Origin of the sequence: Aeromonas bivalvium (assembly GCF_000819765.1) — a bacterium.
Taxonomy (GTDB): Bacteria; Pseudomonadota; Gammaproteobacteria; order Enterobacterales; family Aeromonadaceae; genus Aeromonas; species Aeromonas bivalvium.
The window spans coordinates 75,158-102,038 of record NZ_CDBT01000016.1 but is presented as its reverse complement, the minus strand read 5'-3'; the positions used below and the strand labels follow the sequence as shown (position 1 = coordinate 102,038).

24 protein-coding genes are annotated in these 26,881 nt (G+C 62.6%); 12 read left to right on the top strand and 12 right to left on the bottom strand.

The genetic code is table 11. The features are described 5' to 3' along the window. The first annotated feature begins 219 nt into the window (after positions 1-219). Together rapA and rluA are read left to right on the top strand one after the other, a co-directional pair. Positions 220-3,087: an RNA polymerase-associated protein RapA gene (rapA, locus tag BN1119_RS06390; RefSeq protein WP_041995426.1), complete on the top strand. Its 2,868-nt coding sequence runs from the start codon at positions 220-222 to the stop codon at positions 3,085-3,087. Between the two features lie 114 nt (positions 3,088-3,201). Continuing rightward, a complete protein-coding gene (rluA, locus tag BN1119_RS06385; protein ID WP_041995424.1) occupies positions 3,202-3,858 on the top strand; it encodes a bifunctional tRNA pseudouridine(32) synthase/23S rRNA pseudouridine(746) synthase RluA in 657 nt (218 codons plus the stop codon). Between the two features lie 73 nt (positions 3,859-3,931). Here the strand turns inward: rluA and BN1119_RS06380 are convergent, their stop codons facing one another. The 5 genes from BN1119_RS06380 to BN1119_RS06360 form a co-directional block, all read right to left on the bottom strand. Beyond that, positions 3,932-4,078: a hypothetical protein gene (locus tag BN1119_RS06380; protein WP_244463689.1), complete on the bottom strand. Its 147-nt coding sequence runs from the start codon at positions 4,076-4,078 to the stop codon at positions 3,932-3,934. Between the two features lie 102 nt (positions 4,079-4,180). After that, a complete protein-coding gene (locus BN1119_RS06375) occupies positions 4,181-5,998 on the bottom strand; it encodes a putative bifunctional diguanylate cyclase/phosphodiesterase (protein WP_244463691.1) in 1,818 nt (605 codons plus the stop codon). Between the two features lie 124 nt (positions 5,999-6,122). Then, entirely contained in the window at positions 6,123-6,620 is a 498-nt protein-coding gene (locus tag BN1119_RS06370) for a putative pterin-binding protein (protein ID WP_041995420.1), read from the bottom strand. Positions 6,621-6,713: 93 nt separating this feature from the next. Then, complete coding sequence (gene groL / locus BN1119_RS06365) at positions 6,714-8,351, bottom strand: chaperonin GroEL (RefSeq protein ID WP_041995418.1); 1,638 nt, start codon at positions 8,349-8,351, stop codon at positions 6,714-6,716. 39 nt (positions 8,352-8,390) lie between these two features. Beyond that, positions 8,391-8,684 carry a co-chaperone GroES gene (locus BN1119_RS06360; protein ID WP_041995438.1) on the bottom strand — a complete coding sequence of 98 codons (294 nt, stop codon included), beginning with the start codon at positions 8,682-8,684 and terminating at the stop codon, positions 8,391-8,393. Positions 8,685-8,935: 251 nt separating this feature from the next. Between BN1119_RS06360 and BN1119_RS06355 the strand changes: the two genes are divergently transcribed. Further along, on the top strand, positions 8,936-10,261 hold the full coding sequence (locus BN1119_RS06355; protein ID WP_244463690.1) for an MATE family efflux transporter: 1,326 nt from the start codon (positions 8,936-8,938) through the stop codon (positions 10,259-10,261). A gap of 103 nt (positions 10,262-10,364) precedes the next feature. Here BN1119_RS06355 and BN1119_RS06350 read toward each other — a convergent pair whose 3' ends face one another. Further along, the gene (locus BN1119_RS06350; RefSeq protein WP_041995414.1) at positions 10,365-10,829 is read right to left on the bottom strand and encodes an FxsA family protein; all 465 of its coding nucleotides are present in this window, start codon (positions 10,827-10,829) and stop codon (positions 10,365-10,367) included. 444 nt (positions 10,830-11,273) lie between these two features. On the opposite strand from BN1119_RS06350, the gene aspA reads away from it, so the two are divergent. From aspA to BN1119_RS06335, 3 genes are all read left to right on the top strand, one after another. Continuing rightward, complete coding sequence (gene aspA / locus BN1119_RS06345; protein WP_041995412.1) at positions 11,274-12,716, top strand: aspartate ammonia-lyase; 1,443 nt, start codon at positions 11,274-11,276, stop codon at positions 12,714-12,716. Between the two features lie 128 nt (positions 12,717-12,844). After that, positions 12,845-14,164, top strand: coding sequence for an anaerobic C4-dicarboxylate transporter (locus BN1119_RS06340; protein ID WP_041995410.1), 1,320 nt, complete (start codon positions 12,845-12,847; stop codon positions 14,162-14,164). Positions 14,165-14,369: 205 nt separating this feature from the next. Continuing rightward, positions 14,370-15,452 (top strand): porin, encoded by a 1,083-nt coding sequence (locus BN1119_RS06335; RefSeq protein ID WP_041995408.1) that lies wholly within the window; start codon positions 14,370-14,372, stop codon positions 15,450-15,452. 74 nt (positions 15,453-15,526) lie between these two features. On the opposite strand, the gene mdtH is transcribed toward BN1119_RS06335, so the two are convergent. Next, positions 15,527-16,720, bottom strand: coding sequence for a multidrug efflux MFS transporter MdtH (gene mdtH / locus BN1119_RS06330; RefSeq protein WP_041995405.1), 1,194 nt, complete (start codon positions 16,718-16,720; stop codon positions 15,527-15,529). A 94-nt stretch (positions 16,721-16,814) separates the two neighbouring features. On the opposite strand from mdtH, the gene BN1119_RS06325 reads away from it, so the two are divergent. Next, a complete protein-coding gene (locus tag BN1119_RS06325) occupies positions 16,815-17,714 on the top strand; it encodes a LysR family transcriptional regulator (RefSeq protein WP_041995403.1) in 900 nt (299 codons plus the stop codon). Positions 17,715-17,767: 53 nt separating this feature from the next. Here BN1119_RS06325 and BN1119_RS06320 read toward each other — a convergent pair whose 3' ends face one another. After that, positions 17,768-19,537: a M4 family metallopeptidase gene (locus BN1119_RS06320; protein ID WP_041995401.1), complete on the bottom strand. Its 1,770-nt coding sequence runs from the start codon at positions 19,535-19,537 to the stop codon at positions 17,768-17,770. 343 nt (positions 19,538-19,880) lie between these two features. On the opposite strand from BN1119_RS06320, the gene BN1119_RS06315 reads away from it, so the two are divergent. Together BN1119_RS06315 and BN1119_RS06310 are read left to right on the top strand one after the other, a co-directional pair. Continuing rightward, a complete protein-coding gene (locus BN1119_RS06315) occupies positions 19,881-20,435 on the top strand; it encodes a GNAT family N-acetyltransferase (RefSeq protein WP_041995399.1) in 555 nt (184 codons plus the stop codon). Continuing rightward, on the top strand, positions 20,435-20,995 hold the full coding sequence (locus tag BN1119_RS06310) for a GNAT family N-acetyltransferase (protein ID WP_041995397.1): 561 nt from the start codon (positions 20,435-20,437) through the stop codon (positions 20,993-20,995). The genes BN1119_RS06315 and BN1119_RS06310 overlap by 1 nt, the downstream gene beginning before the upstream one ends. A gap of 65 nt (positions 20,996-21,060) precedes the next feature. Here the strand turns inward: BN1119_RS06310 and BN1119_RS06305 are convergent, their stop codons facing one another. After that, positions 21,061-21,348, bottom strand: coding sequence for a hypothetical protein (locus tag BN1119_RS06305; protein ID WP_041995436.1), 288 nt, complete (start codon positions 21,346-21,348; stop codon positions 21,061-21,063). A gap of 507 nt (positions 21,349-21,855) precedes the next feature. After that, the gene (locus tag BN1119_RS06300) at positions 21,856-23,022 is read right to left on the bottom strand and encodes a multidrug effflux MFS transporter (protein WP_041995395.1); all 1,167 of its coding nucleotides are present in this window, start codon (positions 23,020-23,022) and stop codon (positions 21,856-21,858) included. A gap of 172 nt (positions 23,023-23,194) precedes the next feature. Between BN1119_RS06300 and BN1119_RS06295 the strand changes: the two genes are divergently transcribed. The 3 genes from BN1119_RS06295 to hemW all read left to right on the top strand — a co-directional run bounded on the left by BN1119_RS06295 (position 23,195) and on the right by hemW (position 25,880). Further along, complete coding sequence (locus BN1119_RS06295; protein ID WP_041995393.1) at positions 23,195-23,884, top strand: metallophosphoesterase; 690 nt, start codon at positions 23,195-23,197, stop codon at positions 23,882-23,884. Positions 23,885-24,004: 120 nt separating this feature from the next. Then, positions 24,005-24,601, top strand: a complete 597-nt coding sequence (rdgB, locus tag BN1119_RS06290) for an RdgB/HAM1 family non-canonical purine NTP pyrophosphatase (protein WP_041995391.1) — start codon at positions 24,005-24,007, stop codon at positions 24,599-24,601. A 133-nt stretch (positions 24,602-24,734) separates the two neighbouring features. Continuing rightward, on the top strand, positions 24,735-25,880 hold the full coding sequence (gene hemW / locus BN1119_RS06285) for a radical SAM family heme chaperone HemW (protein ID WP_041995389.1): 1,146 nt from the start codon (positions 24,735-24,737) through the stop codon (positions 25,878-25,880). 90 nt (positions 25,881-25,970) lie between these two features. Here the strand turns inward: hemW and BN1119_RS06280 are convergent, their stop codons facing one another. Beyond that, on the bottom strand, positions 25,971-26,210 hold the full coding sequence (locus BN1119_RS06280; protein WP_041995388.1) for an alternative ribosome-rescue factor A: 240 nt from the start codon (positions 26,208-26,210) through the stop codon (positions 25,971-25,973). A gap of 145 nt (positions 26,211-26,355) precedes the next feature. Next, complete coding sequence (gene zntR / locus BN1119_RS06275; RefSeq protein ID WP_041995386.1) at positions 26,356-26,796, bottom strand: Zn(2+)-responsive transcriptional regulator; 441 nt, start codon at positions 26,794-26,796, stop codon at positions 26,356-26,358. Between the last annotated feature and the right edge of the window lie 85 nt (positions 26,797-26,881).

Genomic DNA, 26,881 nt, shown 5'->3' with positions numbered 1-26,881 from the left:
CAGAAAAGGTTCGTTCGCTGATAAATACAGCAAAACACTCATTTATCGAGCGTTTAACCCAAGGGACAGGCCGGTCAGGGGCAATCTGGCTCCACATGCATACATGGGGGAGCGGGTATCTTTGTTGCCCGCCATATCCATGATGATCGCGTTCACGCCTTCGGGTAACATAGCGCCCCTTTGTGATTCACACACTCTTGTTGGGCTTTGGAGAGTTTAATGCCTTTTGCACTTGGCCAGCGTTGGATTAGTGATACGGAAACGGATCTGGGGTTGGGAACAGTTGTGGCCGTCGAAGGGCGCATGGTGACCCTGCTGTTTCCGGCAACCGGTGAAAACCGCATGTATGCCAAAGAAGAGGCGCCGGTCACCCGGGTCAGTTTCAATGTAGGGGATCAGATTGCCAGCCATGAGGACTGGACCCTGACCGTCGACGAAGTGCAGGAAAAGGATGGCCTCCTTATATATGTAGGCACACGCACCGACAACGGTGAACCCGTGGCACTCAAGGAAGTGTTTCTCAACAATTTCATCAAGTTCAACAAGCCGCAGGAACGACTGTTCGCCGGTCAGATCGATCGGATGTCCCGCTTTACCCTGCGCTACGAAGCCCTGATCAATCAGCACAAGCGCCGTCGCAACCCGACTCGCGGTCTGGCCGGTGGCCGGGTCAGCCTGATCCCGCACCAGCTCTATATCGCCCATGAGGTGGGTCATCGTTATGCGCCCCGCGTCCTGCTGGCCGATGAGGTGGGTCTGGGCAAGACCATAGAAGCAGGCATGATCATCCATCAACAGCTGCTCTCCGGCCGCGCCCAGCGGGTGCTCATCCTGCTGCCCGAGACCCTGCAGCATCAGTGGCTGGTCGAAATGCTGCGCCGCTTCAACCTGCACTTCTCTCTGTTTGACGAGGAGCGCTGCATCGAGGCCTTCGCCGATGCGGAGAACCCTTTCGAGACCGAACAGCTGGTGATCTGCAGCCTCGACTTCCTGCGCAAGAAGCGCCGCCGCTTCGAACAGGTGCTGGAAGCCGAGTGGGATCTGCTGGTTGTCGACGAGGCCCACCACCTGGAGTGGAGCGTGGAGGCGCCTAGCCGCGCCTATGAGATGGTGGAAGCCCTGGCCGAACAGGTGCCGGGTGTGTTGCTGCTGACCGCCACCCCGGATCAGCTGGGTCACCAGAGCCACTTCGCCCGCCTGCGTCTGCTCGATCCCGAGCGCTTCTACGACTACGACGCCTTCCTCGCCGAGGAGCAGGCCTATGGCCAGGTGGCCACGGCAGCCCAGGAACTGCTGGATGGCGAGACCCTGAGCGAGGAAGCCAAGCAGATCCTCGCCAGCCAGCTGGAAGGGCTGGATCTGCGCGATGCCGCCGCCCGTCAGCAGGCAGTCGCCAAGCTGCTGGACCAGCACGGCACCGGCCGGGTGTTGTTTCGCAACAGCCGCGCCAATATTCAGGGCTTCCCCGAGCGTCACCTCAACGTCTACCCCATGCCGCTGCCGGAGCAGTACAAGACCGCCATCAAGGTGATGAGCATGATGGGAGGCAATGGGGGGGACCTGCAGTCACGTGCCCTGCGCTACCTCTATCCGGAGAAGATCTACCAGCAGTTCGAGGGCGATAGCGCCAGCTGGACCCAATTCGATCCCCGCATCGACTGGTTGCTGGAGCTGTTGCTCGGCGCACGCCAGCAGAAGGTGCTGGTGATCTGCTCGGAGGCGGCCACCGCCCTCGCCCTGGAAGAGGCACTGCGCACCCGCGAAGGGATCCGCGCCACCGTCTTCCATGAAGGCATGTCCATCCTGGAGCGGGATCAGGCGTCCGCCTATTTCGCACAGGCCGAGGGCGGCGCCCAGGTGCTGCTCTGCTCCGAAATCGGCTCCGAGGGGCGCAACTTCCAGTTTGCCAGCCACCTGGTGCTGTTCGATCTGCCCCTCAACCCGGATCTGCTGGAGCAGCGCATCGGTCGCCTGGACCGGATCGGCCAGCAGAACACGGTCGAGATCCACGTCCCCTACCTGGCGGGCAGTGCCCAGCCTGCACTCCTGCGCTGGTACCATGACGGCCTGGATGCCTTCGAGCAGACCTGCCCCACGGCCCGCCCGGTATTCGAAGCGGTGCGGGATCAACTGTTCGAGCTGCTGGCCGCCAACAGCGGTGACACCGACGAACTCGACGCCTTGCTTGGCCGAACTCGCGAGCTGCACGAACCGCTCAAGGCGCGCCTCGAGCAGGGGCGCGATCGCCTGCTGGAAATCCACTCCAGCGGTGGCGACGCCGCCAGACAGCTGGTCGAGACACTGGCCGCCGAAGATGACGACACAGCCATGATCTCGTTCGCCCTCAAGATGTTCGACGAGATCGGCGTCAATCAGGATGACAGGGGCGAAAACGCCCTGGTGCTGACCCCGGGGGATCACATGCTGGTCTCCAGCTTCCCGGGCCTGCCCCAGGATGGCATGACGGTCACCTTCGACAGGGATACCGCCCTCTCCCGGGACGACATGTTCTTCCTTTCCTGGGATCACCCCATCATGCGGGGCGGCATAGACCTGATCCTGGGTTCCGAGATTGGGGCCACCTCGGTTGCCCTGCTCAAGAACAAGGCGCTGCCGGTGGGATCCATCCTGCTGGAGCTGATCTTCGTGGCCGAGTCGGCGGCCCACCCCCAGCTCTACCGTTTCATGCCGCCAACCCCAATCCGCCTGCTGATGGACAAGAACGGCCAGAACCTGGGCGATAAGGTGGCATTCGATGCCTTCAACCGCCAGCTGACGCCGGTCAACCGTCATCTGGGCAGCAAACTGGTCACCGCATCCCAACCGGTGATCCATGGCCTTATCGGCAAGGGCCAGATCATCGCAGACACCCTGAAGGCCGCCATCGTCGACGAGGCCCGTGGCCAGATGGCGCAGACCCTGCAACACGATCTGGACCGGCTGGAGGCCCTCAAGGCCGTCAACCCGAACGTCCGTGACAGCGAACTCGACTATCTGCGCGACCTGCAAGCGGAGCTGCACCATCTGATCGATCAGACCCAGCTCAAGCTGGATGCAATCCGCTTTATCGTGGTGACCCATAACTGACGCGATACTGAGAGGCATGATCTGAACCTGCTCAAGCTGGATGTCATGCCCTTTAAGATTGTGGTTACCCATAACTGATGGGGGCTTGCCCCCACCTTCTGATGCGAGACCTTTATGTTTGAATACTCACCGCCTCTGGAACCCTGGCTCGATATCCTGTTCAAGGACAAGGACATCATGGTGGTCAACAAGCCCACCGGCCTGCTGAGCGTCCCCGGGCGCGGTCCCGAGAATGAAGACAGCGTCCTGCACAGGGTGAAGCAGCAGCACCCCAAGGCGGCGGCGGCCCATCGCCTCGACATGTCCACCACCGGGGTGCTGGTGATCCCGCTCAACCCCAATGCCCACCGGGAGCTGAGCCGGCAATTTCGCGAGCGGGAGACAGAGAAACACTACCTCGCCTGGGTCTGGGGCGAGCCGGCGGCGCAGTCCGGCGAGATTGACCTGCCTCTGTGCGTGGATTGGCCGAACCGGCCCAAGCAGAAGGTGGACTTCGAGGAGGGGCGCCATGCCCTGACCCTGTGGCAGACGCTGAAGGTGGAAAACGGCAACAGCCTGATCAAGCTGACCCCCATCACGGGTCGCTCACACCAGCTGCGGGTCCATATGCTGGAGCTGGGGCATCCCATCCTCGGGGACAACCTCTATGCCCACCCGCAGGCCCTGGCGGCGGCCCCCCATCTCTATCTCCATGCGGCCAGTCTGACCATCAGCCACCCCCGCAGCGGCGAGCGGATGACCTTCGAGGCCCAGGCCCCCTTCTCCTGCTGAGGCGCCTGCCAGAACAGAGTCCCACATAAAGAAAAGCCTCGGTCGAAAGACCGAGGCTTTTTGTTGCTGGGCATCATACGTGGATATTGATGTTGCCACCCAGGGTGTTGCCTGCCGTGCTCTGGGGGGCGGGAGCGGACTGCGCTGCGCCCTGCAACAGGGCCAGGGCGGTTTGCCCCTCCTGCACCTGTTGCTTCTTCGCCAGGCTGGCGACCATCATGGCACTTCCATAAGATGCAGATGTAGAACCGGATATTTCCATTTGCATTCCTCCTGCCCTCAGGCTATCGGCCATTACGACAGAAACATGAGCCGCAATCTCTCAACTGTTGCATGCCTTGCCGGGGGCCTTGCTTCCCAACCAGCGCTCTTCCATCTCCAGCAGGGTCTGATAGGCCGCCTCGGCCTGGGCCGGACGGCTGAACAGGTAACCCTGACCATAGAGATGAATATCGGTGAGGCTGCGCAACACATCGAGCTGGGCCTGGGTTTCTATCCCCTCGCACACCAGCGTCTTGCCCAGCATGGAGCCGAGTCGACAGATGTTGGCCACCAGTTCGGTCGCCTCCGTGGAGCTGTCGATCCCCTGGATGAAGGAGCGGTCGATCTTCACCTTGCTTACCGGCAGCTTCTGCAGATAGCTGAGGGAGGAGTAGCCGGTGCCAAAATCGTCAAGGGCCAGCTGCACCCCCTGCTGATCCAGATCCTGCATCAGTTGCAGCGAGTTCTTCACCTCGTTCATCGTCGTGTCCTCCGTCACCTCCAGTACCAGGTGGGCGGCGGAAATATGATGATCCATCAAGGCTTTGGCGACCAGCTTCAGCAGGCTGCGCTGGTACATGCCGGGGGAGATGTTGACGCACATCTGCAGATCGACCAGCCCCAGCTGCTGCCACTGATAGAGCTGGGCACAGGCACTGTTGAGCACCCAGCCCCCCAGCTTCTCGGCCAGCTGGAACTCTTCGGCCACCTGGATCACCTCGTTGGGGGGAATGAAGCCCAGTTCGGGGTGTCGCCAGCGCAGCAGGGCTTCGACCGCCTCGCAACGCCCCGTCTCCAGATTGACGATGGGCTGGTAGTAGAGCTCGAGGGCATTGCGCTCGAGGGCCACCACCATGTCGGAAGCCAGATGCTTGCGCCTTGCCGTCTCGTTTTGCAGTGACTTGTCGTAGATGACATAGGGGACATGGGTCTTGCGGCTGTGGAAGAGGGCCTGCTCGGCCCGGCTCAGCAGATCCTGGGTCTCTTCGCTGTCCATCGGGAAGAAGGCGATGCCGATCCCCACCTCCAGACGAAATGGGTAGTGATCCAGCAGGATATCCTGCTTGATCAGGTGAAGCAGGCGGGAGACCAGCTCGCGCACCTGCTTGAGGTCGCTGCTGCCTCGCTGGATGATGGCGAATTGATCCCCCACCAGCCGCGCGGCCCATTCACTCTCGTTGCACAGCGAAGCCAGCCGGCGTGCCAGCTCTTGCAGCAAGAGATCGCCGATGTTGTAGCCGAACTTGCTGTTGATATCGCGAAACTCATTGATGTCGACCAGCACCAGGCCAAAGGGTTGATCCCGGCTGGCGCACTCCTCCATCTGCTCCAGCAGGGCAAGGCGATTGGAGAGTCCGGTCAGCGTATCGAGGCGAGCCTCCCGGTAATGACGCCGCCCCTCACGGATCAGCAGGATGCTGAGCATGATCACCGACAGCAACAGACCACTCACCATGAAGAGCAAGGCATTGCGCAGGGTGCCGAAGTGCTGGTCATTGCCCGTGTAGACCTTGATGTTCTGCTGCATCACGGAGGCGAGAGAGTAGGAGAGCGGCTCTTGCAAGGGGGAGAGTCGCATCATGACGCGCTGGTAGTCACCGCTGCCGCGCTTGAGCTCCATGATACGGGGTTCAAGCTCGCGGATGGTGCTCTCGATCAGCTGCACCAGACGCAGGGCCTTCTGCTTGTCCCGCAGGCTTTCGCGCAGCTGGCCGCTCAGCAGCACGGGGGTACGGCTCCACAGGATGTCGTAACGCAGCATCAGGGTGTCATGGTCGATGCCGCCATAATGGTAGAGTTCGACCGAGTTGAGAAAACGTCCCAGCTCCAGTTGCAACTGCATCAAGGCCCAGGAGACATCGTAGGTGTACTTCTCCATGATCCGGGTCGCATTCTGGATCTGCACCAGGCAGTAGAGCGTGCTCCCGGTGAACGAGAGTATGGAGAGATAGAGAATGAGCAATATCGACCAACTCTTTCTTTTCACCCGCCCAGTCCCCTCGTCAGTTCTGGATATCGATGGCACTCAGTTGCCAGATCATCATGTCGGTGAAGGCAGACTGCTTGAGCTCCGGATATTGATCCAAGGGTAGGATAAACCAAAGCGGCCCCTTGTCACGTACCCGCATGGTGATGCCATCGTCCTGCCAGGCCAGTATGGGCTCGTATTTCTGCACCCTTTCCCAATCGACCTTGATCTGAAAACTGTTGAGGGCGGTCAGGGTCAGGGTCTTGCCCCTGGCATTGAGCGCCGCCAGCAGATCCGCCACCTTGGGCCCCTTGTAGTGATGGGGTTTGTCGACCCAGGGGTTGCTGGTGACTATTTCGTGCTGTGGCAGGGACTGGATGAGGGCCAGATCCAGTGCGACCCTGCCCTCTTGCCCTTGCTCGGCATTGACGTTGCCGGTCACGGTCAGGATAACGGGCCCCTTGGGCGCCTCCATGGCCATGGCCGGGTTCATGAGGCCGGCAAGCAGGGCGAGAACAGCGAGTTTCATCATAGATACACCAATGATTTTATTATCAATACAACCAGTTTAACCGCAGTAAAAAAAACGGCCCGCCAATGCGAGCCGTTTGATGGCAAGGTGCGATTACATCATGCCGCCCATGCCCCCCATGCCGCCCATATCCGGCATGGCAGGGGCATCTTTCTTCGGCAGTTCGGTGACCATGCACTCTGTGGTGATCATCAGACCGGCGATGGAAGAGGCGAACTGCAGCGCGGAGCGGGTGACCTTGGTCGGATCCAGGATACCCATGGCCAGCATGTCGCCATACTGCTCGCTGTAAGCGTTGTAGCCGTAGTTGCCTTCACCGTTCTTCACGGCATTGGCAATGACGGAGGCCTCTTCACCGGCGTTGATGACGATCTGACGCAGCGGTGCTTCCATGGCGCGCAGGGCAACCTTGATACCCACGTTCTGATCTTCGTTGTCGCCACGCAGGCCAGCCAGTTTGGCGGCTACACGCACCAGGGCGACACCACCACCGGCCACCACGCCTTCTTCCACGGCAGCGCGAGTGGCGTGCAGGGCATCATCGACGCGGGCTTTCTTCTCTTTCATCTCGACTTCGGTGGCAGCACCCACCTTGATCACGGCAACACCGCCAGCCAGCTTGGCCACGCGCTCTTGCAGCTTCTCGCGATCGTAATCGGAGGAGGTCTCCTCGATCTGTTGACGGATCTGAGCCACGCGGCTCTCGATCAGGGCTGCATCACCCACGCCATCGATGATGGTGGTGTTCTCTTTGGTGATGACGATGCGCTTGGCACGGCCCAGATCTTCCAGTGCCGCCTTCTCCAGCTCCATGCCCACCTCTTCGGAGATCACGGTACCACCGGTCAGAATGGCGATATCTTGCAGCATGGCCTTGCGACGGTCGCCAAAGCCAGGCGCCTTGACGGCAGCCACTTTGACGATGCCACGCATGGTGTTGACCACCAGGGTCGCCAGGGCTTCGCCTTCCACGTCTTCGGCGACGATCAGCAGGGGTTTGCCCGCCTTGGCCACACCTTCCAGCACCGGCAGCATTTCGCGGATGTTGGAGACTTTCTTGTCCACCAGCAGGATGAAGGGATCATCCAGCTCGACGGCGCCGGTTTCCGGCTTGTTGACGAAATAGGGGGAGAGGTAGCCACGGTCGAACTGCATGCCTTCCACCACGGCCAGCTCGTCTTCCAGGCCCTGACCGTCTTCGACTGTGATGACGCCATCACGGCCAACCTTGTCCATGGCTTCGGCAATCAGCTTGCCCACTTTCTCGTCGGAGTTGGCGGAGATGGTACCCACCTGGGCGATGGCATTGCTGTCGGCGCAGGGCTGGGACAGGGTCTGCAGCTCGGCAACGGCGGCCACCACGGCCTTGTCGATACCACGCTTCAGATCCATGGGGTTCATGCCGGCGGCAACGGCCTTCAGGCCTTCGTTGACGATGGCCTGAGCCAGTACGGTGGCGGTGGTGGTGCCGTCACCGGCGGCGTCGTTGGCCTTGGAAGCGACTTCCTTGACCATCTGGGCGCCCATGTTCTGGAACTTGTCTTCCAGTTCGATTTCACGGGCGACGGAGACGCCATCCTTGGTGATGGTCGGGGCACCGAAGGACTTGTCCAGTACCACGTTGCGGCCTTTGGGGCCCAGGGTCACCTTGACGGCATCGGCCAGGATGTTGACGCCTTCGAGCATTTTGATGCGGGCTTCGTTGCCAAACTTGACTTCTTTAGCTGCCATGATTCTTGAATCCTTTAATCAATTCGGGGGAAGGAAAAATTAGGCTTCGACGATCGCCAGGATGTCGGTCTCGGACAGGATCAGCACGTCCTGGCCGTCCAGCTTCTCGGTCTTGACGCCGTAACCTTCGTTGAAGATCACCTGGTCGCCGACCTTGACTGCGAGGGCTTTCACTTCGCCATTATCCAGAATTCGACCAGTCCCCACGGCCAGAACTTCACCACGGGTGGACTTCTGAGCCGCAGTACCAGTCAGGACGATACCGCCGGCGGATTTGGCTTCAGCCTCGATGCGCTTGATGATGACGCGGTCGTGCAGTGGACGAATTTTCATCGATAACTCTCCCAAAATGAGTCACTTTGTTACTTGAGGAATGGCCATTCCTGGCCAAATTGCATATGTCCCAGATGTGGGGCACTTATTCCTCCCCTTCAAGGGCGGATACAAAAAAAATTTTTTCACGTACTATGAACGCCTTCGATGGATCGCCGTGCCCCGTCATGGACCCAGGTTTGTCCCAGTGCAAACCAGACCTCAGTCCCCAGCCGTTATTAAGAGACGAGCCCTTGACCCGACCCAACCCCATGCTGACCGCCCCCATGCCTGCCGTTCTGCTGCGCATGACTGGTCCCATGATCCTCGGCATCGTCGCCATCCTGGCCTTCAACCTGATCGACACCTTCTTCATCGGCATGCTGGGCACCCAGGCGCTTGCCGCCATCAGCTTCACCTTCCCGGTCACCTTCGTGGTCACCTCCCTGGCCATGGGGCTGGGGGCCGGGCTCAGTGCCGTGATCGGCCACACCCTGGGTCAGGGCAAGCACGAGGAGGCGGCCCACCTCACCACGGACAGCCTGTTTCTCGCCGTGGTACTGGTCTGCGCCCTCGCCCTGCTGGGCGCCCTCACCATCAACCCCCTGTTTCGTCTGCTGGGGGCGGGAGAGGCCCTGATCGCCCTCATCCACGACTACATGCTGATCTGGTACCTGACGGTGCCCATGCTGGTGCTGCCCATGGTGGGCAATGCCGCCATTCGCGCCACCGGGGACACCAAGACCCCGAGCCTGGTGATGGCGGTGGCGGGGCTGGTCAACGGGGTGCTGGATCCCCTGCTCATCTTCGGCATAGGTCCCTTCCCCGAATGGGGCATTCGCGGGGCGGCCATCGCCACCTCCCTCTCCTGGCTGATGGCCATGCTGGTCAGCCTCTACATACTGCGTCATCGTGAGGGCCTGCTGCGCTGGCGCCTCTCGCCCCGTCGCGCCCTGCTGGCCCACTGGCGCGCCCTGCTCCATGTGGCCGTGCCCGCCTCCTTCACCAACATGCTCAACCCCCTGGCCAACGCCGTGCTGATGGCCATCTTCGCCGGGCTCGGCACCGAGGTGGTGGCCGCCTACGGGGCGGCGTCCCGGGTCGAGGCCCTGCTGCTCATCGTCATGATGGCCCTCTCCTCGGTGCTGGCGCCCTTCGTGTCCCAGAATTGCGGCGCGAGCAATCCGGCCAGGGCCAGGGCGGCGCTGCTGCTCTGCATGCGCTTCGCCCTGCTGTTCCAGCTCGCCATCTATGCCCTGACCTGGCTGCTCGCCCCCCTGATCGCCACCCTGTTCAGCGACCACCCCCAGGTGGTGCGTCTCATCGTCCTCTACCTGCATCTGGTACCCATCGGCTACGGCTTTCAGGGCATGGTGATGCTGCTGGCCTCCTCCCTCAACGGGGTGAGAGCCTCCAGCATCTCTTTCCTGTTCAATGGCATGAGACTATTTGTGTTCTTGCTGCCCGGGGCCTGGCTCGGCGCCCGGCTGGGCGGGGAAGAGGGGGTCTATCTGGGCATACTGATCGCCAATCTGGCGGCAGGGGGTCTGGCCTGGTTCTATGCCCACCACCACTTCGAGCGGCTCTGCCGCCGCTGAGGCTGGGGGAGCGCGAAGCCATATGACCAACGGGGCCGCTGTCGCGGCCCCGTTGTGTCTCATCCTGTCCCTGCCGGGTCAAACGTGCCCGTCGGCGCGAGGATCACTCCTTGCGCTCGAACTCCCCTTCTATGGTGGTGCCGGGACGATCGTGCAGGGTGGGCTCAGGGGAGGATCCAAAACCCTCCTGGGGTGGGAAGCCCCCCATGGCCCCCTGCACCCTGACCCCCTTGACCAGCCGATCTGCCAGTCGGCCCCGCAACGGCGGCAACAGCAGCAGCAACCCCAGCAGATCGGTGACGAAACCCGGGACGATCAGCAGCAGCCCCGCCAGGGCGAGCAGCATGCCCCCCAGCAGTTCGCGGGCCGGCATCTCCCCCAGCTGCATCCGCTGCTGGGCCTCCAGCAGGGTCTTGATCCCCTGTTGCCTTACCAGGGCGCTGCCCACCATGGCGGTCAGCACTATGAGTACCACGGTCGACAGGGCGCCGATCACGGTCCCCACCTGGATCATGACGGTCAGCTCCAGCAGGGAGAGACCGATAAACAGCAGAAACAACTTACCCATGTTGACCTCGGTGCGACTTGATAGAGATAGGCCAGTCCACACTGGCGCTCGCCTTCTCCACCCTGTGCGGGTCAAAGAAATGGCATTCCTGTTCCATAGATGGGGCGGCTCGGCGCATTTTCAAGTCAAAGCGCGATCCCTTCGTGATTTCAGGGAAATTTTCTGCCGTCATGGCTGGGCGTAAGTGCCCTGTTCTGTCACAGTAAATGGGGCAATTGCAACATCAGTTTAATAGGCGCAAAAAATTTGAGAATCCTTCAAATTTAGTGATCTGCGTCTAGTTAGATTTACCCCCAATGGGGTAAGGTTGCCGACAGTAATCGGGGGAGCCATTCCCCTACCGCCCCACTCGATGTGTGGTGCTTCAGGATGAAATGTGCGCAAGGAACTCGCGACCACTCGGTGAGGATCATTTTCCATTTATCTGATTTCTGAGGCATGACAATGAGCGACATCAAAAGCGTCCGCATTGAAGAAGATCTGCTGGGCACCAAAGAAGTGTCCAATGAACTCTACTATGGCGTCCACACCCTGCGGGCGGTCGAGAACTTCAAGCTGAGCACTCAGAAAATTTCTGACGTCCCCGAGTTCGTCCGTGGCATGGTGCTGACCAAGAAGGCGGCTGCGCTGGCCAACGGCGAGCTGGGTACCATACGTCCTGAAATCGCCGACAAGATAGTCGAAGCCTGCGACCTCATGCTCAACACCGGCAAGTGCTTCGATCAGTTCCCGATCGACGTCTACCAGGGCGGCGCCGGTACCTCGGTCAACATGAACACCAACGAAGTGCTGGCCAACATCGCCCTCGAAATCATGGGGATGGAGAAGGGCCGCTACGACGTCATCAACCCTAACGACCACGTCAACAAGTGCCAGTCCACCAACGATGCCTACCCCACCGGTTTTCGCGTTGCCGTGGTCAACAGCACGGACACCACCCTGGATGCCCTGGAAGACCTGATCACCGCCTTCGATGCCAAGGCCAAGGAGTTCAGCGGCGTGCTCAAGATGGGCCGTACCCAGCTGCAAGACGCCGTGCCCATGACGCTGGGCCAGGAGTTCCACGCCTTCGCCGTCACCCTGCGTGAAGAGATCAAGTCCATCAAGCGCTGCCAGGAGCTGCTGCTGGAGGTGAACCTGGGGGCGACCGCCATCGGTACCGGCCTCAACACCCCGCCCGAGTACTCCGCCCTGGCCATCCAGCGCCTGGCCGAGATCACCGGTCGTGCCTATGTGCCCGCCGAGGATCTGATCGAGGCGACCTCCGACTGCGGCGCCTATGTGATGCTGCACGGCGCCGTCAAGCGTCTGGCCATGAAGCTCTCCAAGATCTGCAACGACCTGCGTCTGCTCTCCTCCGGCCCGCGCACCGCACTCAAGGAGATCAACCTGCCGGAGATGCAGGCGGGTTCTTCCATCATGCCGGCCAAGGTCAACCCTGTCATCCCGGAAGTGGTCAACCAGGCCTGCTTCAAGGTATTCGGCAACGACGTCACCATCACCTTCGCCGCCGAGGCGGGTCAGCTGCAGCTGAACGTGATGGAACCCGTGATTGGTCAGGCCATGTTCGAATCCCTGAGTCTGATGAAGAATGCCTGCGTCTCCCTGCGCGAGAAGTGCGTGGAAGGCATCACCGCCAACCCGGAGATCTGCATGAACCACGTGCTCAACTCCATCGGCATCGTCACCTACCTCAACCCCTTCATCGGTCACCACGAAGGGGATATCGTCGGCAAGATCTGTGCCCAGACCGGCAAGAACGTCCGTGAAGTCGTGCTCGAGCGCGGTTTGCTGACCCCGGAACAGCTCGACGAGATCCTCTCCATCGACAACCTGATGAACCCGCAATACAAGGCCAAACGCTTCCAGCGCGGCGTCACCGCATAAGCGAGTCAGGGCCGGGACACTCCCGGCCCTGAAAGTCATTTCCCGAGCGGCCGGTTCACCCGGCCCATCAGGAAATGGCTTTGTGCCAGACCCCATTTTCAAAACTAAAAAATAATGGAGTGTTCACTATGATTGGAATCGAGTTGGCCGTCGTGCTCGGCGCTATCTATCTGGGGGCCCGGATAGGCAGCATAGGCATCGGCTTCGCCGGTGGCCTGGGGGTACTGGTGCTGACCTGGGGGCTGGGCATGCAGATCCCGGGTGATCAACTGGTCAGTTACATCCCCTGGGACGTGATCATGATCATCGCGTCCGTCATCTGCGCCATCGCCTGCATGCAGCTGGCCGGCGGCATGGACTACCTGGTCTCCCTGGCCGAGAAGGCACTGCGCAAGAATCCCAAGCACATCACCTTCGCCGCCCCGGTCGTCACCTACCTGATGACCATGCTGGCCGGGACAGGCCACACCGCCTTCTCCACCCTGCCGGTGATCGCCGAGGTGGCCAAGGAGCAGGGCATTCGCCCGTCCCGTCCGCTCTCCATCGCCGTGATTGCCTCCCAGATCGCCATCACCGCCTCCCCCATCTCCGCGGCCGTGGTGGCCTTCTCCGGCATGCTGGAACCGTTTGGCGTCGACTACCTGACCCTGCTGGCCATCTGCATCCCCTCCAGCTTCCTGGCCTGCATCCTGGGCGCCTTCGTGGCGAACCTGATGGGCAAGCCCCTGGAGCAGGATGAGGTCTATCTGGAGCGTAAAGCGAAAGGCCTGATCAAGTTGCGCGGCACCAGCCAGATCGAGCTCAAACCCTATGCCAAGCTGTCTGTGGGCATCTTCGTCGCCGCCATCGTCGCCGTCATGGCCTATGCCACCGCCATCTCCAGCAACGTGGGCCTGATTGCCCACCCGCCCATCCCCCGCGATGGCGCCATCATGGGCATCATGCTCGCCGCCGCCACCATCATGACCCTGGTGTGCAAGCTGGACGCCACCCAGGTGACCAACATGCCCACCTTCAAGTCCGGCATGTCCGCCTGCATCTGCGTGCTGGGGGTGGCCTGGCTCGGCAACGTCTTCGTGAAGGGCAACATGGACACCATACAGATGGTCGCCGGCGATCTGCTCAACAACTACAGCTGGCTGCTGGCCGTGGTGCTGTTCTTCTCCTCCATGCTGCTCTACTCCCAGGGGGCCACCACCAAGGCCCTGATGCCGGCCGCCCTGGCGCTGGGTGTCAGCCCGCTGACCGCGATTGCCTCCTTCGCCGCCGTGAGTGCCCTGTTCGTGCTGCCCACCTACCCGACCCTGCTGGCCGCGGTCGAGATGGACGACACCGGCTCCACCCGTATCGGCAAGGCGGTATTCAATCACCCCTTCTTCGTGCCGGGTGTCGCCACCATCGCCATGGCCGTGACCCTGGGCTTCTTCTTCGGCGGTCTCATGCTCTGACCCCGATCCCCCTTCGGTGATCAAGCGGCCTGCGGGCCGCTTTTTTTTGTCGTACTGCGTCACAAAAACGGTGACCGTTCGGGCGAACAAGCCCCGGCTTCAGCTCCCATCAAGGTTCCCCCTCCTAGAATGGCCACATCGGAAAATACCGATCATTCAGGCTCCTGCGTGGACCTGGAGAGTACTTACCCCAGAGGAATAGACAATGAAAAAGAGCGCATTGACCCTGGCTGTTTCCAGCCTGATGCTGGCCGGTACCGCCCAGGCTGCCACCCTGTATGATCAAGATGGCACCAAGCTGGACATCGGCGGTCGCGTACAAGGCATGTACTACGGCACCAGCAATGACGATCTGGAAGGCGACCAGAGCTACCTGCGTCTGCACGTCGCAGGGGAGACCCGCATCGATGACGAGACCAAGGCATTCGCCTTCGCCGAATACAACCTGCCGACCTCGGGTTCCGACAACGACGAGCTGCGTTACGGCTACGTCGGTATCCAGCACGATCGCTTCGGTACCTTCAGCTACGGCCGTCAGGATGGTCTGTTCGCCAAGGCGGTCAACAACTATACCGACGTGCTGCCGGAGTGGGGGGGCGACGGCCTGGGCAAGGACACTGACGTGTTCGGCACCGGTCGCACCAACGGCCTGGCCCAGTATATCTACACCTATCAGGGGCTGACCCTGGGTGCCCAGTTCACCGGCAAGAACGATCCCTGGAACGACAAGGACAGCAAGTGGATGAAGGGCTCCGACGAGGGCTACGCCCTGTCCGCCAACTATGACTTCGACATGGGTCTCTCGCTGGGTGCCGCCTACAACATGGCCACCAAGACCAGCGACCAGAAGGCACTCGCCGCCTTCGGTGGCGATGACGACGCCCAGCTGTATGGCGCCGGCATCAAGTACGCCTCGGGCAATCTCTACCTGGCGGCCAGCTATGCCCACGGTCAGGATCATGTCTTCGTCAGCAAGAACGGCCAGAGCGGATTTGCCGACAAGAGCGATGGCTATGAAGCCGTGGCCCAATACAGCGTCACACCCAAGTTCAAGCCGTCCGTCGCCTACCTGCGTACCGACGTGAAGGATAATCGCAGCGGCGCCAACATCGACGATACCCTGACCGAATACGTCAGTGTCGGTGCCTGGTACAACTTCACCGACAACTTCAACGCCTACGTCGATTACAAGATCAACCTGCTCGACGAAGACGGCAGCAATGGCTACAGCAAGCTGGGCCAGGTCTCAGACGACGTGGTCGGTGTCGCCCTGCAGTACAACTTCTGACACAGGATCGGCCCTCGCGCCGACACCCAGTCCCGAACCGGCCGCATCAGCGGCCGGTTTTTTTTGCCTCGCGGTCATGCCCGGAGCCGGGTCAGCTCAGGGCGGTGGGCGAAACAGTGCGCCAGCAGCAGCAGGGTCACCACGCCGACGGTGCCGAGCACCAGCCAGGGCAGCCAGGGTTGGCCCTGAACGCTGGCATAGTCGTGCAGCGCGCCCCCACCCACATACCCCGTCATGCCCCCCAGGGCCAGGCCGAGTCGGCTGAAGCCCATGTAACTGCCCCGCGCACCGGGGTGGGCCAGCCGGGTCATCAGGGTCTCCCGGGCCGGCTCCACTATGATGATGCCGAGATAGAAGCAGGCCAGCAGCACGAAGATCGCCTCCAGGCTGGTGGCAAACGCCACCAGACCTATGCCGGTGGTCATCAGCAAGATGCCCGCCAGCAGCCGGGTCTCCAGCCGGAAGTGACGCTCGCCGTAGCGGGCCAGGGGATAGAGCAGCGCCAGGGAGAGGGCCGCCTCCAGGCTGTACATCCAGCCTACCGCCGTGCTGCTGCCCGCCATCTGCTTGACCAGAATGGGGAAGATCAGCATCACCTGCACCCAGAGCGCATAGTAGCCGCTCAAGATCAGCACCAGTCGGCAGAACCCCTTGTCCGCCAGCACCCGGCCAAGCCCGGCCTTGATCGGCGTGGGACGCAGGGAGATCCTGTAGGCAGGCAGGATCAGCCAGTTGCACAGGGCGGCGCTGACGAAGAGCCCGGCGCCCAGCAGGCAGACATATTCAAAGTCGAAGTTGAGCAGCCAGCTGCCGAGCAGGGCGCCGAGCACGGCCCCGGCACTCTCCAGCATCATCAGCAGCGAGATGTAACGCCCGCGCTGGTGGGGACGGGTGAACTTGATGACCAGGGCCGCCCGGGGCGGATCGAACAGGCTGCCCCCCAGGCCTGAGATGATGCAGGAGAGGATCAGGGCCAGGCCGCTCTCGGCATAGGCCAGGCTGGCGAACCCCAGGGCCCGCAGCAGCATGCCGCCGACGATGAGCGGCCGCGCCCCGAAGCGATCCGCCAGGGAGCCACCAAAGATGCCGAGCCCCTGCTGGGTCAGCTGACGCAGGCCCAGGGCCAGCCCCACCACCCCGGCCGCCCAGCCAAGCTGATCGACGAACCTCAGGCTGATCATGGGCATCACCACGAAAAACCCCAGGATCACCAGCAAGGAATCCAATGCCAAAAACCAGCGTCCCAGCCGCCGCGCCCGCTCCACCATAGCCACCTCAGTCCCCAATTGATGCTGCTATTCTGCGAGGGGCAGAGATATAGTGGTAGCCGACAACTGGCTATATTTCATATTGGAAAATTTTATGGCTATGACGCTCGATGATCTGCAACTGCTGCTGGATGTGGTCAACCGGGGCAGCTTCAGCAAGGCGGCCGCTGTGAGGGGCTGGTCGCAACCCATGGTGAGCCAGCGTATCGCCGTGCTGGAGCAGGCTCTCGGCCAGCCGCTGTTTCGCCGCCACCGCCGTGGCGCCACCCCCACCGCGGCCTGCGAACAGTTTCTGCCGGCGGTCAATACCGCCCTCGCCACCCTGGCGGCCGGCCAGCTCGCCCTGCAGGGAACCCCCCTGCTGCCACGCATCCGTCTCTCCTGCCTCCCCTCCCTCACCACAGTGGTGTTCGGCCCCCTGTTGCTGGCCCTGGTGGACGAGAGCTTCGAGATCCGCTGCAGCACGGATCACTCGGGCATCATCATGCAGGAGCTGCTGACCGGGGAGACGGATGTCGGCTTCATCCTCAAGTGTCCCGCCATCGCCGGCATCCAGCTCGAGCTGCTCTACCGCTCCCCCATCATAGCGGTGGCCTGTGCCACCCACCCTCTGGCCGGCCGCCAGGGACTGACCCTGCAAGACATCGCCAACGAGCGCCTCGCCCCCCAGCAATGGGGCACTGGCTGTGACGAGCTGCTGATCCAGCTGAGGCTGCTGCGCCAGGTGACCCGGCCCCTCCATGCCATCCAGCCCGCCAGCGCCGCCCGGGAGCTGGCCCTGGAGCACGGCTTCATCACCCTGATGCCCGCCCTGGCCATCGCCCGGGATCTGGAGTTCGGCCGCCTGGTACAGCTGGATGTGACGGATCTGCCGCCGGATCACTGGGACGTCATGATGGCCTGGCGCGGCGGCAAGCGCCCCAACCCGGAGAAGGAGCGGGTACTCGAGGCCGCCCGCACCCTGGCCCGGCGCTGGGCGGGGGATCTCACATAAAAAAGCGCCGGACAAGTCCGGCGCTCTTCTTTATCCCGTTATCCCGTTCAGGCTCAGTAACTGGCCTTGAGGGTCACGCCTGAGAAGGCGCTGTAACCGCTCAGCTGCACATGCCAGGTCCCCGCCTTGGGGGCATTGAGGGTACAGGTCTCGCCATTGCCGCTCTTGTAGGGACGGCAGTCATAGCTGGTCGCTGTGGGCGCCGCGCCGAACTTCACGTAGAGATCCGCATCCCCGCTGCCACCGCTGCTGGTCACCACCAGCTGGCTTCTGCCGGCGGGCACCTCGACGGTGAAGTTCAGCTTGCCCCCCTTGGCGGCGGTGAGATTGTTCACCGGTACCCCGTTTTGCAGCACGCTGCCCGGCTGGGGCGTGGTGCCACCACAGCTGGCATTGACCCCGACCGCGCTGAAGGCGGCCGCCACGTCGCTCACGCTGTAACCGAGATCCGTGGCGGCCTTGGTCACCCCGCACGCTCCCTGATCGAAGCTGGTGTTGGGGCCCCAGTAGAGGCGGTTGGCCAGCACGAACACCTCGAACGCCTTGCGGGTATGCCAGCCGCCTGTGTTGGCCAGCAGGTAGAAGGCGCGGTTGTAGACCCCTGAGCTGTGGTGCACATCCATGCCGCTGCGATAATCGCTGGCATGGCCGATGGACTTGCCATCCCGGGTCGGATCCTCGAAGTAGCGCAAAGAGCCGTTTCCCTTGAAGATCTGGGCCCCCACCAGCCAGTCATTGCTGCCCTTCATGTAGTTTTCCGCCGCCTCCCCGGCCATGTCCGAGAAGGCCTCGTTGATGCCGCCGGACTGGCCAGAGTAGACCAGCCCCGAGTTCTGCTCGGTGAAGCCGTGGCTCACCTCGTGGGCGGCCACGTCCAGGCTCACCAGGGGATAGAAGGTGGTGGCGCCGTCGCCGAAGGTCATCTGGCTGCCGTCCCAGAAGGCGTTCTCGTAATTGCGGCTGTAGTGGACCCGCATCTTGAGCTTGAAGCTCAGCGGCGCCGTGTTGTACCAGTTGCGGTACATGTCGAACACCACGTTGCCGAAGTAGTGGGCATCGTTGAGGGGGGAGTAGGCGCCGTTGATCTCCTTGACCGTGTTCTCCGGGCAGGTGAACTGGTGGATGGAGCCCCCCGAGGTGCCATGGTTCATGTTGATGGTATCGACATTGGTGCTGCTCATGCGGCAGTTGGCATCGACCACCAGGGGGCCGAAGTCGGCACCGTAAAAGTACTTCCCTGTCTTGGTGTTGCCCCCGGGACCACCGGCGTTCTGATGGTTGATCCCCTCCCAGCGCTTGAGCTCGACGCCGCTGTTGGCATCCACCATCACGAAGGGACGACTCGGCGTCTCGCTCGCCGCCAGCCAGGAGACCAGGTAGACCAGCCGGGCCTGGCCCGCCTCATCCTGCACCACGAACAGCTTGACCCGCTCGTTGCTGCCCTTGGCCCCGGCGCGGGCCTTGGCCGCCGCGTCGGCGGGGGAGAGGCTGGCTTTCGGGCTGCTCAGATCGCCCTCGATCTGGCGCAGCATCTGACCAGACAGCTTGCTGACCTGACCGCCGAGGGACTGCTCGGCCACCAGCACCTGACCCCAGACCGGGATCCCGTGCCAGGTCTGCTCATAGCGGACCCGCTGTTGACCATTGGGCAGGGTGACGGCCCGCACCTGGCGATACTCCCCCTCCCCTGCCAGTGCGCTCACTCCGGCCGCGCCACTCGGCGCCCCTTGCATGCCCGCGATCTGGGTGATGGTTACCTGCTCGGCCGCCAGGGCAATACCGCCCCAGCAGGCCAGCGCGACGGCCAAATAGACTCTGTTCATCTCAGCTTTCCTTAAAATCGATGATATGCCGGGCCACTCCCGGCGCTTCTAAGCTAGCGAGCGCCCGGCCGATTGCGCCCTGTCAAAACTGACAAGGCAGCACAAAGGGGTAGCAGGATCTGCTGATGAGCCTTCCAGGGGGCCATGAAGACGCCCGGCTCAGCATCTTGTGCCACTGGCGGAGAGTCCGGGGCCAAATGCCCCCCCATATTCGACGTATCTGTCACAGGGGTCCCCCCTGTGCGGTTCGCACACCGGCAGACGATGACGACCCCATGGCACTCCACGGGCCAATTGGCTACATTGGCACCACACAACCTGATGGCATGGATGGAGAGACCCTATGTTCACCTGGCAGCTGGATGACGAACTGGCGCTGATCTTCTTGCAGCCCGACATGGCGACCGAACTGTACGCCCTGTGTCGGCAGAACCGGGATTACCTCGCCCAGTGGCTGCCCTGGCCTCCCCTCATCCAGCGCCGCGACGACACGGCCACCTTCATCCGCCATGCCATCGAGGGTTTCGCCCGGGGCGAGTCCCTCACCACCGCCATCGAATACCAGGGAGACCTGGTCGGCATCATCAGCTACAACCAGATCGACCACAGCCTGGGCAAGGTGACCCTGGGCTACTGGCTGGCGGAGCGCTGGCAGGGCAACGGCATCGTCACGCGCGCCTGCCGCGCCCTCATCCATCACGCCTTCGAGGAAATGGCCATGGAGAAGGTGGAGATCAGTGCCGCCCTCGACAACGAACCGAGCCGGGCCCTGTGCGAGCGGCTCGGCATGCGTCAGGAGGGAATAGTGCGCCGGGCCGAGCGGCTGGGGGACAGGGTGCTGGATCACGCCCTGTACGGCCTGCTGCGGGACGAATGGCTGCAACAGAGGGACGCCTGATGGCCCTGCCTCACCTGACGACGGCGCGCACCCGGCTCACCGTGCTGCCCCCCGAGCGGGCGGATCTGATGCTCGACTATTACCTGCGCAACCGCCAGCACCTGGCCCCCTGGGAGCCCAGGCGCGACCCCGAGTTCTACACCCTGGCCTGCTGGTTCACCCGACTGCGGGAGAGCTATGCCCAGTTCTTCGCAGGCCAGGCGGTCAACCTGGTGGCCCTCGATGGCAGCGGGGAGCGGGTGATCGCCACCTGCAACTTCACCAACATAGTCCATGGCATGTTCCAGGCCTGCCACCTGGGCTACTCGATCGATGAGGCCCATCAGGGCCAGGGGCTGATGCAGGAGGTGGTGCAGGGGGGAATCGGCTATCTGTTCGACGAGCTGGGACTGCACCGCATCATGGCCAGCCACATGCCGGCCAATCTGCGCAGCGCCGCCCTGCTGGCCCGGCTCGGCTTCGAGCGGGAGGGATATGCCCGCGACTACCTGATGATCAATGGCCGCTGGGAGGATCATGTGCTGACCGCCCTGCTCAATCCCGACTGGCGCGCCTCCTGAACCGGAGCCGTAATGAAAACGGGCCCGGGGATATCCCCGGGCCCGTCTCTCAAGACAGAGCCGGCTTAGTTGGCCTTGGCATCGCTCACGGCGGCTTCAACCTTGTCGGCGGCGTCGCTGGCGGCCTGTTCAACGGCAGCGCCCGCATCGGCGGCAGCCTGCTTGGTTGCTGCACCGGCTTCGGCGGCCTTGTCGGCAACCTGGTCAGCGGCCTGCTCAACGGTGGCGCTGGCTTCGCTGGCGGCTTGTTCTACTTTGGCAGCAACGTCAGCGGCAGGGGTCGCCGCTTCTTCTTTCTGACCACAGGCGGTCAACATCAGACCCAGGATACCGGCTACCAGTACTTTGTTCATGTGCATACCCTCAAGAAATTGGAGAGATGGCATCGTTGCCATCACAGGCATCTTGCCCCCTCTTCGATCTGGGATGAAAAAGGGAGTCAAGAGACGCGCAAAATATAACGCCAACCCCGGGCAATAGAAACGCGTATCACAATGATATTTTCTCACCCACTGGATAAATAAACCCGTTTAAACGCATTTTCTTGACACAAAAAACCAACAAAAAACGATTTCACGCACAATTTGCTCACTGTTCAGGCAACCCTCTCCTTCTTGTCGCCACTGAAGATCACGCCCCGCAGGGACCCGGTCTCAGACAGCTTCTGACCGGATGGGCGGTGCCAGGGGCACAAACGAAGACGGGGGCCTGGGCCCCCGTCTTCTCGTCTTTACCTCAGCCATTGACGCAGAGGCTGCGGCCACGGCGGGTCAGCAGCACCAGCAGAGGCGGCAGCAGCAGCCACATGTGCAGGGCCAGCTGAAAGACGGGGGCCTGGGCCCCGTCTTCTCGTCTTTACCTCAGCCATTGACGCAGAGGCTGCGGCCACGGCGGGTCAGCAGCACCAGCAGAGGCGGCAGCAGCAACCACATGTGCAGGGCCAGCTGGTTGAGGGGGTCCGGCGTCAGGGCCCCGGTGATCCCCACCAGGGCTCCGGCCCCGCTCATCTGGAACAGGCCCAGCAGGGCGGCGGCGGTGCCGGCGCAGTGACCGAAGGGGGCCAGTGCCATGCCGGCGGCGGCGCCCAGCACCATGGCAAACCCTATGCTGGAGAGGAATACCGGGCCCATCATGGCCAGGGGATGGGGAACATGTTGCACCAGGGTCAGCATCAGGGCCGACAGGCAGATCACCAGCAAGCCGAGACGCAGGGTGCGCCTGGGGCCAACCCTGGCGATGAAGCGTGGCGCCAGGAAGCAGGTGGCGATATTGAGGACGGCATTGGCGGTGAACCAGTGACTGAAGCCGTTCATGTCCAACCCGAGCTTGACCATGAGTTGCACCGGCGCTGCCGTGACATAGGCCAGGATCACCGCCATCGCCAGCATGCAGAGGCTGGCATTGAACAGGAAGCTGGGGGAGCGCAGCACGGGGCTGTAACGCTGCCAGCTGATCAGGGATCCCTCGCTGCGGGTCTCCTCGGGACGGGTCTCCGGCATGCGCCACACCAGCCAGCAACCGACCAGGGCAGCATAACCCGCCATGAACCAGAAGTTCGCGGACCAGCCCGCCTGGGCAGTCAACCAGCCACCGAGCAGGGGAGCCAGCGCCGGGATGAAGCAGATGGCACCATTGAGATAGGAGATCATCTGGCCGCTCTTCTTGGGACCATAGCTGTCACGCACCACGGAGAAGGCGGCCACCGAGGTGGCGCACGCGCCGAAGCCTTGCAGCACCCGGGCCAGCATCAGCTCCCCCAGGCTGGCGGCAAAGCCGGCCCCCAGGGCGCTCAGGCCATAGAGCAGCACGCCGCACAGGGCGATCGGCTTGCGCCCGTAGCGATCGGCCAGCGGCCCCACCAGCAGCTGACCCAGCCCCATGCTGAACAAGAACCAGGTGATGGTGCCCTGCATCAGGGTCACCTCGGCCCCCAGTTGCTCGGCCATCTGCGGGATGGCAGGCAGATAGATGTCGATGGCCAATGGGCTGAACAGCACCAAGAGCACGAGTAACAGGATCAGGGGCATGGCTTACCTCATACGGGCCTAGGGAGACCTAAGCTTACTGGAGTGGGGCGGCAGTCTACTGGCTCAGTGAAATGAACAGAAATGGTATTTACTCACTAATGTTATTCCATATGAGAAATTCATCCCCCGCGACACCCTGTCATCACCTGGATAACCGACACCCAGAGGTCCCATGCCCCCTCTCATCGCCATCCCCGGCCGCACCCTGATCGTCGGAGATCTGCACGGCTGCCTGGCCCAGCTCAACCAGGCCCTGGCGCGCCTCGACTTTGATCCGGCGGCCGGGGACCGGCTCTGCTCGGTGGGGGATCTCATCGACCGGGGCGACGATAGCCCGGGCTGCCTGGCCCTGCTCGATCAACCCTGGTTTCATACGGTGCTCGGCAATCACGAAGCCATGCTGCACAGCGCCCTGATCGGCGCCGATCCCCTGGCCCGCTCGCACTGGCGCCGCAATGGGGGCGCCTGGTTTGATGCCCTCCCAGCCCGGGAGCAGGCCAGGATCCGGGCGCGGCGGCCCCAGCTGGCCCGCTTGCCCCTGGCCCTCACCCTGCAGACGGCCCTGGGTCGACGCATCGGCCTGGTGCATGCCGATCCGGTGGCGGACGATTGGGATGCACTTACCCCGGCTTTCCTGGCCAGGCACAGGGAGACTCTCCTGTGGGAGCGCGGCCGCCTGCTGCGTTTGCTGCAAGACCCCGCCCAGCCCCAGACGCGGATCGCCCATATCGACCTGGTGGTGATGGGCCACACCCCGCTGCGTGCTGGCTGGTGGCGCCACGGCAACCTCTGCTGGATAGACACGGGGGCCGTCTATGGCGGCGCGCTCACCCTGCTCGAGCCAGACTGCCTCACCCTGTGAGCCCGCATGGCGCACGTCGGCGCAGCGCCCGCTCCCGGGCGCCACAAACTCGACAATTGCCCCTTTGATTGGCGCGGGCCTGCCCGTAGAATGCGCAGGTTATTTTTGCGGAGGTGCACGATGAACAAGCTTGTCCTGGCAACAGGAAACCAGAAGAAGGTCAAGGAATTGGCCGCCATGTTGGCCGATATGAAGATCCAGGTGATCCCCCAGAGCGAGTTTGCCGTGCCCGATGCCGACGAGACGGGCACCACCTTCGTCGAGAACGCCATCATCAAGGCGCGCCACGCCGCCCGCCTCACCGGCCTGCCCGCCGTGGCCGACGACTCCGGTCTGGAAGTGGATCTGCTCCATGGTCGCCCCGGGGTTTATTCCGCTCGCTTCGCCGGGGATAAGGCCAGCGACAGGGAGAACATCGACAAGCTGCTGACCGAGCTCAACGGCGCCCCCGACTACCTCAAGAGCGCCCGCTTCTGGTGCGTGCTGGTCTATATGCGCCACGCCGACGATCCCACGCCCATCATCTGTCAGGCGAGCTGGGAAGGGCTCATCCTGGATGCGCCCCGCGGTGAACAGGGCTTTGGTTATGACCCCGTCTTCTTCGTGCCCGACGAGGATTGCACCGCCGCCCAGATGCCGGCGGAGCTCAAGAACCGGCTCAGCCACCGCGGCCAGGCCCTGGCCAAGCTGAAAGCCGCCCTGGCGGCGGTCAACTAAAGCGCTGTCTCTCGCCGCGTTGTCATCTACAATGGGGGCCATCGGCCCCCGTTTCGTTCGCGGCGCCCCGGCCCGTTGTCATCGGCAACCCGGGCAACCCGACCCCTTTTGATGTTTGAACAGTGGAAATCCCATGCTGCAACTGCCGCCCCTCTCCCTTTATATCCATGTGCCCTGGTGCGTCCAGAAGTGCCCCTATTGCGACTTCAACTCCCATGCCCAGAAGGGGGCGCTGCCGCACATGGAATATGTGGCCGCCCTGCTGGAGGACCTGAGCAAGGATCTGAAGTGGGCCCAGGGCCGGGCGCTCTCCTCCATCTTTATCGGCGGAGGGACGCCGAGTCTATTGAGTGTCGAGGCAATGCAGGCGCTGCTTGACGGGGTACGAGCCCGCATTCCCCTGATGGCGAACTGCGAGATCACCATGGAAGCCAACCCCGGCACTGTGGAGGCGGACAAGTTCGCCGGCTTCCAGCGGGCCGGCATCAACCGCATCTCCATCGGGGTGCAGAGCTTCCAGCAGGACAAATTGACCCGGCTCGGTCGCATCCACGGCCCCGAGGAGGCGCGCAAGGCCGCCGCCCTGGCCCACGCCATCAAACTTCCCACCTTCAACCTGGATCTGATGCACGGCTTGCCGGATCAGAGCCTGGACGATGCCCTCTATGATCTGCAGCAGGCCATCGACTGCGCGCCGCCCCATCTCTCCTGGTATCAGCTCACCATAGAGCCGAACACGGCGTTTGCCTCCAAGCCGCCCACTCTGCCCGATGACGACATCCTGTGGGACATCTATGAGCGGGGCCATGCCCTGCTCACCGCCCGGGGCTATCGCCAGTACGAGATATCGGCCTATGCCAGGGAGGGTTACCAGTGCCACCACAACCTCAACTACTGGCGCTTTGGCGACTACTTGGGGATAGGCTGCGGCGCCCATGGCAAGGTGACGGATCTGGCGGGACAGCGGGTGCTGCGCAGCGCCAAGGTCAAACACCCCAAGGGCTATCTGGATCCGGCGCGGGACTATCTCGACAGCCAGTGGCAGGTGGAGGCGGCGGATCTGCCGCTGGAATACTTCATGAACCGCTTCCGCCTGTTCGAGCCCGTGCCCAAGTGGGAGTTCGAAGCCTATACCGGTCTGCCCCTGGAGCGGGTCGAGACCATGCTCGACATCGCCCACAGCAAGGAGCTGATCGACGATCACGGGGATCACTGGCAACTGACGGCCCTGGGCCATCGTTACCTCAACGTGCTGCTCGAGCTCTTTATGGATGAGTGAGGCGGCTTGGCGCCTTCCTCCTTCACCATGACAAAGGGGCGCCGATGGCGCCCCTTTGTCATCTGGCCCACTTGGCCGGCAGAAACCCGCTCAGCAGCAGACGCTTACCCTCTGCTGCTGACCGGGCTCCCACCGCTTGCCGTGCTTGGCCTTGCGCTGGTAGCTCCCCTTGCCCTTCCTGCTCGGCTCGACCCGGCTGCGAAACAGCGGATCCGTCAGCAGCGCCTGCAGGTGGTTATCCTTGATCTCGCCCCTTTGATGGGCATAACCCGGCTCCCGGGTTGTCATCACAGACGCCATGATGACGTCATCCTTCTTCTTCCTGGCCATGATGGCTCCTCACTGTCACTCTCTTCATCAAGGGGTTGAGGCGGCCTCGGCAGGCCGCGCCCGGCAACCCGAACCGGTCAAAAACCCGGCGATTCTGTCACCGAATCGCCGCCGGGGCAAGGGGGCTGCCCCTACCCCCTCGGCCCTATTCATGGCGATGATCATGATGCTCGTGGCGGGAAGGGGCGCCGGACTCCAGGGTCTCGAGGATGGCGCAGTGCTGGGCCGAGCGGGGGCCGCCGCAGCAGATGTCGGACAGCGCCTTCAGGTTCTCCCGAAAACGGGTCAGCTCCAATATCTTCTGCTCCACCTGTACCAGCTTGGCATCGGCCACCGCCTTTACCTCCTGGCAGGTCACCTTGGCCTTGTTGGTATCGAGGTTGAGCAACTCCCCTATGTCCATCAGGGAGAAGCCCACCGACTTGGCGCGGATGATGAATTCCAGCCGCCGCCTGTCCTGCTCGCCATAGAGCCGATAGCCGGACTCGTTGCGGATGCTGGGGGCGATCAGCCCGCTTTTTTCGTAAAACCTCAGGGTGTCGGCCTTGACCCCGCATGCCTTGGCCAGCTCTCCAATCCGGTACATGTCTCCCCCCTCAATCCGGCCCCCATCGACCGATGTCATGAACCCAGGCCCTCAAAAAATCCATTTGAAGCCAAACCTTGTCACT